Source organism: Ruegeria sp. I1, assembly GCF_056532675.1.
In genome coordinates this window covers 77,557-90,561 of the sequence record NZ_JBQFNM010000004.1, presented here as the reverse complement: position 1 = coordinate 90,561, position 13,005 = coordinate 77,557, and the positions used below count along the sequence as shown (strand labels likewise).

Below are 13,005 nucleotides of genomic sequence, written 5' to 3'. Positions count from 1 at the left end.
CTAAGCCGATTGATCAGGTCACCGCAATGCATCTTGATGTGCAGGATCTCAGGAATTTTTACTACCGCAGCACTTTGGGGCGCGCGGCACAGGGCGCAATTCGCGGTCGCCTGCTGGACCTGTGGCCCGAGGCCAAGGGGCAAACGGTTGCCGGCTTTGGCTTTGCAGTGCCGCTCCTGCGGCCATACCTGAAGGATGCGCGTCGTGTGATCGGCCTGATGCCGGGGCCACAGGGGGTGATGCCGTGGCCCGCAGGGATGCCGAATGTTTCGGTTCTGACTGAAGAAACCATGTGGCCGATTGAGACCGGACATGTGGACAAGTTGGTGGTGATGCATGGGCTTGAGACATCAGAGCGGCCAAGTCAGTTACTTGAGGAATGCTGGCGTGTGCTAGGTCCCGGTGGCAGGGCCTTTTTTGTGGTGCCGAACCGGGCGGGGTTATGGTCTCGGTCGGATAAAACCCCGTTTGGATATGGGCGACCCTATTCTGCGACACAGCTGGAAAATCAGCTGAAGGCCCATCATTTCGTGCCCGAAAATCACTGTTCTGCTTTGTATCTGCTACCCTCGTTTCGAAAATACTGGCTGAAATCCAGCGGGCTGATTGAAAAAACAGGTCAGCGCTTGCCAACAATCATGGCGGGCGGCGTGTTGATGGTTGAGGTCAGCAAACACCTGCGCCCACCTAGCGGCAGCGTGACAAAAGATGCGGTGAGACGGCCGATCAAAGCATCCGACGGATTGCTGAGACCGGCCTGACACAATGTCGTCGTTTTGAGGCGAATTCAGGTGTAAATCCGCGGCAAATAGGCCGCAGGAATCGCAAAAACCTACAGTTTCGAAACATTTTTCAAACGGTCAGACAGGTTCAAAGCGTCGCACTTTTCCTAACTTGCTGAATTTAAACGTTTTGTGGATAAATTCATCGTCACTATATTATGTTGCTAGGTTGGTTCACCTCTGCTACATCCCCGGTGATTTTGATCCCCGCCCTTTACGGACGGGGTTTCCTCACGCCCCAAGGTAGCGGCCGCTACTCAAAATCGGGGCCTCAAATATCGGAAGGGTGGACGTGTCCGAACCAGCTTCGATTTCCACAGGCATCGCCGAGCGCTATGCCACTGCGATCTTCGAGATCGCGAAAGAGAATAACGACCTTGCAGGTCTGGAAACCGGAATCAACGATCTGGCAGCAGCTTTGGGCGAAAGCGCCGATTTGCGCGATCTGATTGCTTCGCCGCTGGTTTCCCGCGCCGAGCAAGAGGGCGCGATTGCCGCAATCGCTTCGAAAATGGGTCTGAACACCCTTCTCAGCAACACGCTCGGTCTGATGGCACAAAAACGCCGACTGTTCGTGGTGCCTCAACTGGTGCAGGTTCTGCGCGAGATGCTGGCCGATGAGCGTGGCGAAGTGACCGCCGATGTCGCCTCGGCCAAGGCGCTGACGAAGACGCAGATGGAAAAACTGTCCAAGACGCTGTCCGAGCGTGTGGGCAAGACCGTGACAATCAATGCGACCGTTGATGAAAGCCTCATCGGCGGTCTTGTCGTTAAAGTGGGCTCGAAGATGATCGACAGTTCGATCCGTTCGAAGCTCAACTCCCTACAGAATGCAATGAAAGAGGTCGGATAAATGGGAATCCAAGCTGCAGAGATTTCTGCAATCCTGAAGGACCAGATCAAGAATTTTGGTCAGGAAGCCGAAGTGGCCGAGATCGGCCGCGTGCTGAGCGTCGGTGACGGGATTGCCCGTGTATACGGCCTGGACAATGTGCAAGCCGGTGAAATGGTCGAGTTTCCCGGTGGCATCATGGGCATGGCCCTGAACCTGGAAAGCGACAACGTGGGTGTCGTTATCTTCGGATCCGACCGCGACATCAAAGAAGGTGACACCGTTAAGCGCACCAACTCGATCGTGGACGTTCCAATCGGTGACGAATTGCTGGGCCGCGTTGTTGACGGTCTGGGAAACCCGCTGGACGGCAAAGGCCCGATCAACGCGTCGAAGCGTGGCGTTGCAGACGTTAAAGCCCCAGGCATCATCCCGCGTAAATCGGTGCACGAGCCGATGGCAACCGGCCTGAAATCGGTTGACGCGATGATCCCGATTGGCCGTGGCCAGCGGGAACTGATCATTGGTGACCGTCAGACTGGTAAAACCGCCGTTGCTCTGGACACCATCCTGAACCAAAAGGTCTACAACGAAGCTGCTGGCGACGACGAGTCGAAGAAGCTGTACTGCGTGTACGTTGCGGTTGGTCAAAAGCGTTCGACCGTTGCGCAGCTGGTGAAGAAGCTGGAAGAATCCGGCGCGATTGAATACTCGATCGTTGTGGCCGCGACCGCGTCCGACCCGGCGCCGATGCAGTTCCTGGCGCCATACGCCGCGACTGCCATGGCCGAGTACTTCCGCGACAATGGCCGCCACGCTCTGATCATCTATGATGACCTGTCGAAACAGGCCGTTTCGTATCGTCAGATGTCGCTGCTGCTGCGCCGTCCGCCCGGACGTGAAGCCTATCCGGGTGACGTTTTCTACCTCCACTCCCGTCTGCTGGAACGTTCGGCGAAGCTGAACGAAGACTTCGGCGCAGGCTCGCTAACCGCTCTGCCGGTTATCGAAACGCAGGGTGGTGACGTATCAGCCTTTATTCCGACCAACGTGATCTCGATCACCGATGGTCAGATCTTCCTAGAAACCGAACTGTTCTACCAGGGCATCCGTCCTGCTGTGAACACCGGTCTGTCGGTTTCGCGTGTGGGCTCTTCGGCTCAGACTGATGCGATGAAATCGGTTGCTGGTCCGGTTAAACTGGAACTGGCTCAGTACCGCGAAATGGCGGCCTTTGCGCAGTTTGGTTCGGACCTGGATGCCGCAACTCAGCAGCTGCTGAACCGTGGCGCGCGTCTGACCGAGCTGATGAAACAGCCGCAGTACTCGCCGCTGACCAACGCGGAAATCGTCTGCGTCATCTTCGCAGGCACCAACGGTTACCTCGACAAGATCGACGTCTCAGATGTTGGCCGCTACGAGGCCGGTCTGCTGGCGCACCTGCGTGGCAAGCATGCTGACCTGCTGAAGTGGATCACCGACGAAGATCCGAAGGTCAAAGGTGAAGCGTCCGACAAGATCAAGGCAGCGATCGACGAATACGCCGCAACCTTCGCTTGATAGGAGGTTCCGATGCCTAGTCTGAAGGACCTTAAAAACAGGATCGAGTCGGTCAAATCGACCCGCAAGATCACCAAGGCCATGCAGATGGTCGCGGCAGCAAAACTGCGCCGCGCCCAGGAATCTGCCGAGGCCTCGCGCCCCTATGCCGAGCGGTTCTATGCCGTGATGGCGGGGCTGGCGGCGTCGGTCGGGGGCAGCGACAGCGCCCCCAAGCTGCTCCGGGGTACGGGCAGTGATGATGTCCATCTGCTGGTTGTGATGACAGCTGAACGCGGCCTGTGTGGCGGCTTCAATTCGAACATCGCCAAGCTGGCCCGCCAAAAGGCGGACGAGCTGCGCGGCCAGGGCAAGACGGTCAAAGTTTTGACCGTCGGCAAAAAAGGCCGCGATGCGCTCAAGCGTGATTTTAGCGATCTGTTCGTTGGGCATGTCGACCTGAGCGAGGTCAAGCGCATTGGCTACACCAACGCGCAAGACATCGCCAAGGACGTCTTGTCCCGCTTTGACGGGGGTGAGTTCGATGTTGCCACGATCTTCTATTCGAAGTTCGTCAACGTTGTGACCCAGATTCCGACGGCACAGCAGGTCATTCCCGCCTCGTTCGAAGACGACGCGGCAGGGGACGACAGCGGTGCCATTTTCGACTACGAGCCCAGCGAAGAGGCCATTCTGGCCGACCTGCTGCCCAAGGGGGTTGCAACTGCGATCTTCTCGGCTCTGCTCGAAAACGGAGCGTCCGAACAGGGTGCACGGATGTCCGCGATGGACAACGCGACACGCAACGCGGGTGAGATGATCGACAAGCTGACCATCCAGTTCAACCGCTCACGTCAGGCCGTGATCACCAACGAGCTGATTGAAATTATTTCCGGCGCCGAAGCGCTGTAGAGACAAACCGGAGACGAAACATGGCGAATGCAAAAGGCAAAGTCACACAGATCATCGGGGCCGTCGTTGACGTGCAGTTCGATGACGCGCTGCCTGAAATTCTGAACGCGCTGGAAACCACCAACAACGGCAAGCGCCTGGTGTTGGAAGTTGCTCAGCACCTGGGTGAAAACACAGTCCGTACCATTGCGATGGACGCGACCGAAGGTCTGGTTCGCGGCGAAGCCGTGACCGACACCGGCGCTCCGATCTCGGTTCCTGTTGGCAACGCCACCCTAGGCCGCATCCTGAACGTGGTCGGCGAGCCGATCGACGAAAAAGGTCCGGTTGAGGCAAGCGAAGCCCGAGCAATCCACCAGCCTGCACCGACTTTTGCAGAACAGTCGACCGAGTCGGAAGTTCTGGTCACAGGCATCAAGGTTGTGGACCTGCTGGCCCCTTACGCCAAAGGCGGTAAAATCGGCCTGTTCGGCGGTGCCGGCGTTGGCAAGACCGTTCTGATCATGGAACTGATCAACAACATCGCAAAAGTGCACTCGGGCTTCTCGGTGTTCGCGGGTGTTGGTGAACGGACACGTGAAGGGAACGACCTGTACCACGAGATGATCGAATCGAACGTTATTAAGCCTGACAACCTGTCGGAATCGCAGGTTGCGCTGGTTTACGGTCAGATGAACGAACCTCCGGGTGCGCGAGCACGTGTTGCTCTGACAGGTCTGACCCTGGCCGAGCAGTTCCGCGACCAGTCCGGTACCGACGTTCTGTTCTTCGTCGACAACATCTTCCGCTTCACACAGGCGGGCTCCGAGGTTTCGGCTCTGCTGGGTCGTATTCCTTCGGCGGTGGGCTACCAGCCGACACTGGCCACCGACATGGGCGCCCTGCAGGAACGCATCACCTCGACCAAGTCGGGCTCGATCACATCCGTGCAGGCGATCTACGTGCCTGCGGACGACCTTACCGACCCCGCGCCGGCAACATCGTTTGCGCACCTGGATGCGACCACCGTTCTTAACCGTGCGATCTCGGAAAAGGGTATCTACCCGGCTGTTGACCCGCTCGACTCGTCGTCGCGTCTGCTGGACCCGGCCATCGTTGGTGAAGAGCACTACGCGGTTGCGACCGATGTTCAGCAGATCCTCCAGCGCTATAAGTCGCTGCAGGACATCATCGCCATCCTCGGCATGGACGAACTGTCGGAAGAAGACAAACTGACCGTTGCCCGTGCCCGTAAGATCGAGCGCTTCCTGTCGCAGCCGTTCGACGTTGCCGAAGTCTTCACCGGTTCGCCGGGTGTTCAGGTTCCTCTGGACGTGACCATCGCATCGTTCAAAGCTGTTGTGGCTGGCGAATACGATCACCTGCCCGAGGCAGCCTTCCTGATGGTTGGCGGCATCGACGAAGTGATCGCCAAAGCGGAAAAGATGGCCGCAGAAGCCGCCTAAGGAGTATCCCTGATGGCAAACACGATGCAATTCGACCTCGTCAGCCCCGAGCGGAGCCTGGCTTCGCTTGAGGCCAGCGCGGTCCAGATTCCCGGCGCGGACGGGGACATGACGGCGATGCCCGATCATGCCCCCACCATCACCACGCTGCGCCCCGGTCTGCTGAAGGTCGAGGCACCCGAAGGGTCCAGCGAATATCTGGTCACCGGCGGGTTTGCCCAGATCAACGGCGACAGCCTGTCGGTACTGGCCGAAAAGGCCATCCCGGTCTCGGAAGTGACCCGGTCGCATCTGGATGAGATGATCGAAGAGGCGCGCGCCTCGCACGAGGCCGCCAAGGCCGGTGACGATCAGACCATCGTCGATGATGCCGCCAAGCTGCTGGCCGATATGGAAGCCCTTGGAACACACATGAGCCTGTAACAGGTTCAACAGCGCAACACTCGAACGGCCTCGCTTTTGCGGGGCCGTTTTTTGTCGTGCTTTCGCCAAAAAGGCAGAGTAGGTTTCTGGAATTCAAGAACAATGATGACAGAATGAAGAAATTTCTAACCCATCCCATCGGTATCGATCAGGGCGAAGAGGTTCTGTTTTCCGAGTTCGCCGAAGGGGGCGACATGTGGACGGGCGAGGGCCCGCGCGAACGCCGATCTGCGATCCGGTTCACCGAAGCCTTCCGCACCGCGCCAGTGGTTCAGGTCGGAATCTCGCTCTGGGATGTAGATACATCGTCCGCACTGCGCGCCGAAGTCAAAGCTATAGATGTGACTCCCGAGGGGTTTACTGCGGTGTTCCGCACTTGGTCTGATACCCGGATCGCACGCATTCGGGTGAGTTGGACAGCCTTTGGTGAGGTGGCGCATCCAGATGATTGGAACATATCCTGAGGTTCAGACTATGGTCAGACGCGAGCGTTCGTGATGAGTTTGGTAACTGTGCGTCGAGCACTCGTCCCGCTGCTGATCATGCTCGTTTTGACGATCAGCTACATCCTATCACTTGATCGGACGAATGAACCTTTGCCCGCTTTATTGCAAGGGCTCCCGGTCAATTTCGAAGAAGCTGGGGATGAACTTCAAGCCCGACTAGACGTTGAGTTCGCACCACCGTTTCCTGAAGTGAAACTGGTTCATCAATTTCAGCAGCAAGGTATTTCCGTCGACCCCGAGAACCGATTTGCACGCTTCAGAAAAGGAGATTTTGCGTGCACTTACATCTGGGATATCTGGTGGCAATCCGAAGATGCTATGGTGATAAGGTTTGATGCCCAGGTTGGCGCAATTTGCCTTTAGACTAGAGCTAAAACCGTGGCGTTTGACCGATTTGGATGAATAAGCGCTCAGTCTTCAATCATGTCCACGCGGGTCGCATGTCGGCCACCCTCAAATTCCGCACTCAGAAACGCATCCACGATATCCAGTGCCGTACCTTCGCCTACGACGCGGGCGCCGATGGAGAGCATGTTGGCATCGTTGTGCTGGCGGATCATGCGGGCCGAAAAGGTATCGGAACACACGCCACAACGAATGCCCGGTACTTTATTGGCCGCCATCATGATGCCCTGGCCGGTGCCACAAAGGATGATGCCCAGCTGACAATCGCCCGATGCCACGGCCTGAGCAGCGGCCTTGCCGTGTTTGGGGTAGTGCGTGCTTTCCGGCGTCGTCGGACCGATATCCAAAACATCCCAGCCCTGCGCCGAGATATGGGCTGCAACCGCCTGTCGCAGATCGATTGCGGCATGGTCGCTGGAAAGGACGATACGTTTGATTGCGGTCATCTCACCGATATCCTGTTCAAAATGGGTCGAACGATGGGTCTGCGCCCACCCTCGATCTCAGTCCATGTGATAGAGCGACTCGTAGATCGGCGTCAGCGTCTTGTCCTCAAACAGCGACGATACGCTGGTGCCGTTCCAGATATTCAGAATGGCCTGCGTAAAGATCGGTGCAGTCGGTACGACGCGGATGTTCGGGGCTTTCGCAACTTCGGGCGTCGGCTGGATCGTATCGGTCAGCACAAGCGACTTCATGACCGAGTTCGTCACACGCTCGACCGCCGGGCCGCTCATGACGCCGTGGGTGATGTAGGAATGGACTTCCTTGGCACCGTTATCCAGCAGCACCTGCGCTGCTTTACAGAGCGTTCCGGCGGTGTCGCACATGTCGTCTACTATCAGACAGATCTTGTCCTTCACGTCCCCGATCACTGTCATTTCTGCGACTTCACCGGCTTTCTCACGGCGCTTGTCCACGATCGATAGCGGCGCGTTGATCCGTTTGGCCAGTTCCCGCGCGCGGGCCACGCCGCCGACATCGGGTGAGACCACCATGATCTCGTCTAGATTGCTCTTGAACTGGGTTTTCACATCCAACGCAAAAATCGGTGATGCATAGAGGTTATCTACTGGGATATCAAAGAACCCCTGAATCTGGGCGGCGTGCAGATCCATGGTCAAAACACGTTCGATCCCGGCGCCGGTCAGCATGTTGGCCACCAGTTTGGCGCTGATAGGCGTACGCGCCTTGGTGCGACGATCCTGGCGGGCATAGCCGAAATACGGGATCACTGCGGTGATGCGCTGAGCAGAGGATCGGCGCAGCGCGTCGGCGATAATCAGTAGCTCCATCAGGTTGTCGTTCGCCGGGTTCGAGGTCGGCTGGATAATGAACATATCCTCACCGCGCACGTTCTCAAAAACTTCGACGAAAATCTCGCCATCATTGAACCGTTCGACCCGCGCATCGACCAGACCCTGGTCAACACCGCGATGCAGGCTCATGCGGCGTGCGATTGTTTCGGCAAGCGGAAGGTTTGCGTTCCCAGCGATAAGCTTGGGTTCGTGAAGTGTCGGCATCGGCTGAGGTCCCCGGGCAGCTTTGGCAATGTGACAGATTCGTGATGTTGACACCGCTTAGCATGGGTCTACCGTCCCGCAAAGGTAACGCAGCGGAGAAAGTGAACATGACTCAGATTGACTACTATTTTGCGACAATTTCGCCCTATAGCTACCTTGCCGGCACCCGACTGGAGGAGGTCGCGGCGAAGCATGGAGCGACGATTAACTACAAACCGCTGGATATCATGGCCTTGTTCGCGCGCACCGGGGGTATTCCGCCGAAAGACAGGCATATCTCTCGCATCGAATACCGCGCGCAAGAGCTGCTGCGGCAGTCCAGAAATCTGGGCATGGATTTCAATCTGCAACCGGCGCATTGGCCCACCAATATGGCACCGTCTTCCTATGCGGTGATCGCGGCGATCAAGGATGGATCAGGCGATGTAGGTAAGCTGTGCCATTCACTATTGCGCGCGTGCTGGGCTGAAGAAAGGGATGTGGCACAAGATGATGTGATCCGGTCCTGCCTTTCCGATGCCGGGTTTGACCCGGATCTAGCCAATAGTGGGCTTTTGGTTGGGGCAGAAACTTATGCCGCCAATCTGGAAGAGGCGGTGGATCGCGGCGTGTTCGGTGCGCCGTTCTATATCACCCCTGATGATCAGCGGTTCTGGGGCCAGGACAGGTTGGATGACCTCGACCAGCACCTGGCTGAGATGAAAGGGTGATATTGCCTTTCGAACCACAGCCCTCGATTTATGTCAGACGAATAGGGGAGGGCCCGCGAAAGCTGTTTGCCCTTCATTGCACCATCGCACATTCTGGCGTGTGGTCCGGATTGGCCGCAGCGCTGAGCCAAAAGGTCTGCACTACTGCACCGGATATGCTGTCACATGGTCGTAGTCCGGATTGGGACGGGCAGGGTGATTATTTCGACCTGGTCAGCCGATTGTCTGCTGCAGAGTTGCCTGAACCCACGGATGTGATCGGTCATTCGTTCGGGGCCATGATCGCGCTTCGGCTGGCAATTGAACATCCCGAACGCGTTCGTAGTTTGGTTCTGATTGAACCAGTTTTCTTTGCCATTGCAAAACAGGACGCGCACGCTGCTTTTGATCAACATGAGCGGGATGCGTCACCCATTGCTGCGGCCTTTGCCGCAGGCGACAAGACCCTGGCGGCACGGCTGTTCAACCGGATGTGGAGCACACAGAACAGCGCCAAGTGGTCGGATCTGCCTGAACGAACGCGGGCCAGTATGGTTCGGGGCATTGATGCAGTCCCCGCTGTTCATGCGGCGCTTTATGATGACGCGTTTGGGTTGCTCGCCCCTGAAACCCTAAAGCGCGCCTCAATGCCAATCCTGCTGTTGAGCGGGTCCGAAAGTCATCCGGTGATGCCAGCCATTTGCAATGGGCTAAAACAGCGCTTGCCCGATGCAACCCACACCAAAGTGCTGGGCGCAGGGCATATGCTGCCGATTTCACATCCGGTCGAAACAGCGGCGCTGCTTGATGAGTTTTGGGAAAGCCGAAGCCCGCTCAAAGCAGATTGAGAAAGCGATCGATATCCTCAGCCCCGATCGACCAGTCGCAAACCAGCCGACAGGCGAGCAACTCGCTCTCATCTTCACCGTCCAGCGTATCACCCCAGAGGTGATAGGCGGCACCCGCCTCGTGCAGGTGCTTATGTTGAGAGCGGGGGAAGGAGGCGAAGATCATATTGGCCTGCGGTTCGTGCAAAAACTCGGCCCCTTTTTTACGCAGACCATCGGCCAGCCGGGCTGCGTTTGCATTCGCCTGTCGCGCCAGTTTCAGCCACAGGTCATCATCCAGATAGGCCGCCATCTGGGCGGACAGGTAGCGGTGTTTGGAAAACAGATGCGCCCCGCGTTTGCGGCGCAACTCAAACTCCCATGCCTTGCTTTCGTCAAAGAATACAACGGCTTCGACACCCAAAAGCCCGTTCTTGGTGCCGCCGAAACTGACCGCATCTACGCCAGCTTTCCATGTCATCTCGGCGGGCGAACAGTTCAAAGCAACCAAAGCGTTGGAGAAACGTGCGCCGTCCAGATGCACAGGCAGCTCGAATTCCTTGGCTACGGCGCAGAGCGCTTGCAACTCTTCCAGCGTATAGACCGATCCGCGTTCAGTCACCTGCGTGATCGACACGGGCCCGCGCTGCGGGCCGTGAACGCCGCGTGTTTCCTCTCCAAGGATCGAACCCCGCAATGCGTCGGGCGCCATCTTGTCACCGCCCGGAACAAGCGTCAGCTTGGCTCCGCTGTAGAATTCGGGCGCGTTGCACTCATCCTCGTGAATGTGGGCAACTGGTGAGCAAAAGATCGTCTCCCACGGGTTGGACAAGGTGGCCAGAGCCAGCGAATTCGCCGCCGTCCCGGTTGCCACCAGGTAGACCGCAGCGTTCGGAGACTCGAAGATTTCGCGAATGCGTGCGCGAACCTCATCCATCATCGTGTCCGCCCCATAGGCCATCTGATAGCCCTGATTGGCTTCAGCCAGTTTGGCCAGAACATTGGGATGGACCGGGCCGGAATTGTCAGAGGCAAAGAACATTAGGTTGGCTCCTCAATAATGTGGTCTTCCCACTCTTCCATGGGGGTTTCAAACTCGGAAACGGTGCGCCCCTGAACGGAAACGCCCGCCGCGTGCACGCTGTCCGGCGTGCCGGATATCAGAGGGTGCCAATCGTACAACCGCTTGCCTTCCCAGAGCAGACGATAGGCGCAGGTTTGCGGCAACCAATAGGCGTGATCGTCGATGTTGTCGGGCGTCATGACGATACATTCGGGCACAAATTGATGTCGGATATCATATTGCGTGCACCGGCAGCTTTTATCATCCAGCAATCGGCAAGCAACGCAGGTCAGGGCAACCTCGCCACTGTCCTCGTCTTCCAGCTTGTTCAGGCAACATTTGCCGCAGCCGTCGCACAAAGCTTCCCACTCGCGCTGGTTCATCTTGCGCAGGGGTTTGCGTTCCCAGAATCGGGCAGGCAAGCCTGTGCGTTCAATCGGGTCTGTGCTCATAGGCTGGCCAGGATGCTGCGCGCCTTTTCGCAATCCGCATCCATTTGCGCGATAAGGGCGTCCAGCCCGTCAAAGGTCAGTTCCGGGCGTAGGAAATCAATCAAACCCACCGACAGAGTCGCCCCGTAGAGATCGCCTGAAAAGTCGAAAAGGAAGGTTTCAATATTGGGCACCTCACCGTTGAACATAGGCCGTACCCCAACCGACGCCGCGCCGTGATAGCTGCCCCGATGCGGGCCATCCAGCACATCGACCAATACGGCATAGACACCGAATTTTGGTGGGTGCAGCCCTTCGATGGACATATTGGCGGTGGGAAAACCCAACTCGCGCCCGCGCTGCTCACCCCCGATCACTTCACCTTCGATCCGGTGCCAGTGGCCGAGCATGGTGGCAGCGTCCCGCGGGTGGCCTTCGCTGAGTGCTGTGCGGATCGCGGTCGAGGATACCACGTTGTCGGAGCGCTCCATCAGCGGTGCGATGGTCACGCCAAATCCCATATCCTGCCCAAAGCGGACCAGATCATCTGCCGTTCCGCTGCGCCCTTTGCCAAAGCAGAAATCGGCGCCGACAACTACATGCGACAGGCCGAGGCCATCGCAGATCACATTGCGGGCAAACTCTTCGGGTGACAGACCAGCAAGTGCAGCGTTGAAGGGCAGTTCATACAGTTTTTCCACGCCCATCTTTTCCAGCCGGTGCGCCCGCGCATTCCCGCGCATCAGCCGGAAGGGCTGTGTGTTGGGGGCAAAATACTCACGCGGATGTGGCTCGAACGTCAAAACACCCAGCGGCGCATCAGGGGCCGCGTTGCGGGCCAGCGCGATGACCGACTGATGCCCAAGGTGCACGCCATCAAAGTTCCCGATCGCCACGCTGGCGCCGCGATCTTCTGGCTCAACAAACTGGAAGTCTCGGATGATCTGCATGCGAAGTGGGTACTGTTCATCCCAGCTATGTTCAAGCACCTCATCCGAGTGGGTGAAAAATTCCTGGCTGCAATACCGCCGGCGTTACTGCTCGGGCAGAGAGCCAAAGCGTTTCCATCGCTCTGGAACGCAATCGGCGACGGATCGGTATCGGTTGAACGCTGATCAGTCGAATTTACGCGACGGGGCCAGCACCATCGCCTCACCGATCAGAACCTTCTTGCCATCGACCGAGCAATGGCAGTCCAGCTTGACGCGGCGCTTGGCGAATTCGATGTCGATCACCTTGACCTCGGCATAGACCATATCGCCGGGACGCACCGGGGCCAGGAATTTCAGCGACTGGCCCATATAAACTGTGCCATGGCCCGGCAACTGCTCGCCAATCACGGCCGAGATCAGACCCGCCGTCAGCATCCCATGGGCGATACGGCCCTCGAAGATCGTATCGCGCGCATAGTCATCATCCAGATGCACCGGGTTCCGGTCGGTGGACACCTGAGCAAACATCTCGATATCTTCGTCTGTCACCTCTTTGCGCAGGTGACGGGTCATGCCCATTTCGATGTCTTCGATACAGATCGTTCCGCGTGGAAGATTATCCAACATGTTGCCCTCACTCGACATCGACCGTGAAACAAAAATCCACTGATCGCCCTAAGATGGCAACTTTATTAC

At 57.7% G+C, this 13,005-nt stretch carries 16 protein-coding genes; 10 read left to right on the top strand and 6 right to left on the bottom strand.

All coding sequences use genetic code 11. The features are described 5' to 3' along the window. Positions 1-26 precede the first annotated feature (26 nt). From ACR0DH_RS09035 to ACR0DH_RS09000, 8 genes are all read left to right on the top strand, one after another. The gene (locus ACR0DH_RS09035; protein WP_170536200.1) at positions 27-761 is read left to right on the top strand and encodes a class I SAM-dependent methyltransferase; all 735 of its coding nucleotides are present in this window, start codon (positions 27-29) and stop codon (positions 759-761) included. Positions 762-1,074: 313 nt separating this feature from the next. Next, the gene (locus tag ACR0DH_RS09030) at positions 1,075-1,635 is read left to right on the top strand and encodes a F0F1 ATP synthase subunit delta (protein WP_480548798.1); all 561 of its coding nucleotides are present in this window, start codon (positions 1,075-1,077) and stop codon (positions 1,633-1,635) included. Further along, positions 1,636-3,174 carry a F0F1 ATP synthase subunit alpha gene (gene atpA / locus ACR0DH_RS09025; protein WP_170536205.1) on the top strand — a complete coding sequence of 513 codons (1,539 nt, stop codon included), beginning with the start codon at positions 1,636-1,638 and terminating at the stop codon, positions 3,172-3,174. 12 nt (positions 3,175-3,186) lie between these two features. Then, positions 3,187-4,065, top strand: a complete 879-nt coding sequence (locus tag ACR0DH_RS09020) for a F0F1 ATP synthase subunit gamma (protein WP_480548800.1) — start codon at positions 3,187-3,189, stop codon at positions 4,063-4,065. A 20-nt stretch (positions 4,066-4,085) separates the two neighbouring features. Then, positions 4,086-5,510, top strand: a complete 1,425-nt coding sequence (gene atpD, locus ACR0DH_RS09015; protein ID WP_170536211.1) for a F0F1 ATP synthase subunit beta — start codon at positions 4,086-4,088, stop codon at positions 5,508-5,510. 12 nt (positions 5,511-5,522) lie between these two features. Beyond that, the gene (locus tag ACR0DH_RS09010) at positions 5,523-5,933 is read left to right on the top strand and encodes a F0F1 ATP synthase subunit epsilon (RefSeq protein ID WP_353010399.1); all 411 of its coding nucleotides are present in this window, start codon (positions 5,523-5,525) and stop codon (positions 5,931-5,933) included. 113 nt (positions 5,934-6,046) lie between these two features. After that, positions 6,047-6,397, top strand: coding sequence for an H-type lectin domain-containing protein (locus ACR0DH_RS09005; protein WP_480548802.1), 351 nt, complete (start codon positions 6,047-6,049; stop codon positions 6,395-6,397). Positions 6,398-6,430: 33 nt separating this feature from the next. Continuing rightward, a complete protein-coding gene (locus ACR0DH_RS09000) occupies positions 6,431-6,802 on the top strand; it encodes a hypothetical protein (protein WP_480548804.1) in 372 nt (123 codons plus the stop codon). Positions 6,803-6,849: 47 nt separating this feature from the next. Here ACR0DH_RS09000 and rpiB read toward each other — a convergent pair whose 3' ends face one another. Together rpiB and ACR0DH_RS08990 are read right to left on the bottom strand one after the other, a co-directional pair. Beyond that, complete coding sequence (rpiB, locus tag ACR0DH_RS08995; RefSeq protein WP_480548806.1) at positions 6,850-7,290, bottom strand: ribose 5-phosphate isomerase B; 441 nt, start codon at positions 7,288-7,290, stop codon at positions 6,850-6,852. 57 nt (positions 7,291-7,347) lie between these two features. After that, positions 7,348-8,367, bottom strand: a complete 1,020-nt coding sequence (locus ACR0DH_RS08990) for a ribose-phosphate pyrophosphokinase (RefSeq protein ID WP_480548808.1) — start codon at positions 8,365-8,367, stop codon at positions 7,348-7,350. A 107-nt stretch (positions 8,368-8,474) separates the two neighbouring features. On the opposite strand from ACR0DH_RS08990, the gene ACR0DH_RS08985 reads away from it, so the two are divergent. Then, a complete protein-coding gene (locus ACR0DH_RS08985) occupies positions 8,475-9,077 on the top strand; it encodes a DsbA family protein (RefSeq protein WP_480548810.1) in 603 nt (200 codons plus the stop codon). Beyond that, positions 9,074-9,904 (top strand): alpha/beta fold hydrolase, encoded by an 831-nt coding sequence (locus ACR0DH_RS08980; RefSeq protein WP_480548812.1) that lies wholly within the window; start codon positions 9,074-9,076, stop codon positions 9,902-9,904. The genes ACR0DH_RS08985 and ACR0DH_RS08980 overlap by 4 nt, the downstream gene beginning before the upstream one ends. Here the strand turns inward: ACR0DH_RS08980 and ACR0DH_RS08975 are convergent. The 4 genes from ACR0DH_RS08975 to ACR0DH_RS08960 form a co-directional block, all read right to left on the bottom strand. Continuing rightward, complete coding sequence (locus ACR0DH_RS08975) at positions 9,891-10,925, bottom strand: threonine aldolase family protein (RefSeq protein WP_480548814.1); 1,035 nt, start codon at positions 10,923-10,925, stop codon at positions 9,891-9,893. The two genes, ACR0DH_RS08980 and ACR0DH_RS08975, sit on opposite strands and share 14 nt — an antisense overlap. Beyond that, complete coding sequence (locus tag ACR0DH_RS08970) at positions 10,925-11,398, bottom strand: YcgN family cysteine cluster protein (protein WP_480544211.1); 474 nt, start codon at positions 11,396-11,398, stop codon at positions 10,925-10,927. The genes ACR0DH_RS08975 and ACR0DH_RS08970 overlap by 1 nt, the downstream gene beginning before the upstream one ends. Beyond that, positions 11,395-12,327 carry a bifunctional riboflavin kinase/FAD synthetase gene (locus tag ACR0DH_RS08965; protein ID WP_480548816.1) on the bottom strand — a complete coding sequence of 311 codons (933 nt, stop codon included), beginning with the start codon at positions 12,325-12,327 and terminating at the stop codon, positions 11,395-11,397. The genes ACR0DH_RS08970 and ACR0DH_RS08965 overlap by 4 nt, the downstream gene beginning before the upstream one ends. 165 nt (positions 12,328-12,492) lie before the next feature. Further along, complete coding sequence (locus ACR0DH_RS08960) at positions 12,493-12,936, bottom strand: MaoC family dehydratase (RefSeq protein ID WP_480548818.1); 444 nt, start codon at positions 12,934-12,936, stop codon at positions 12,493-12,495. Between the last annotated feature and the right edge of the window lie 69 nt (positions 12,937-13,005).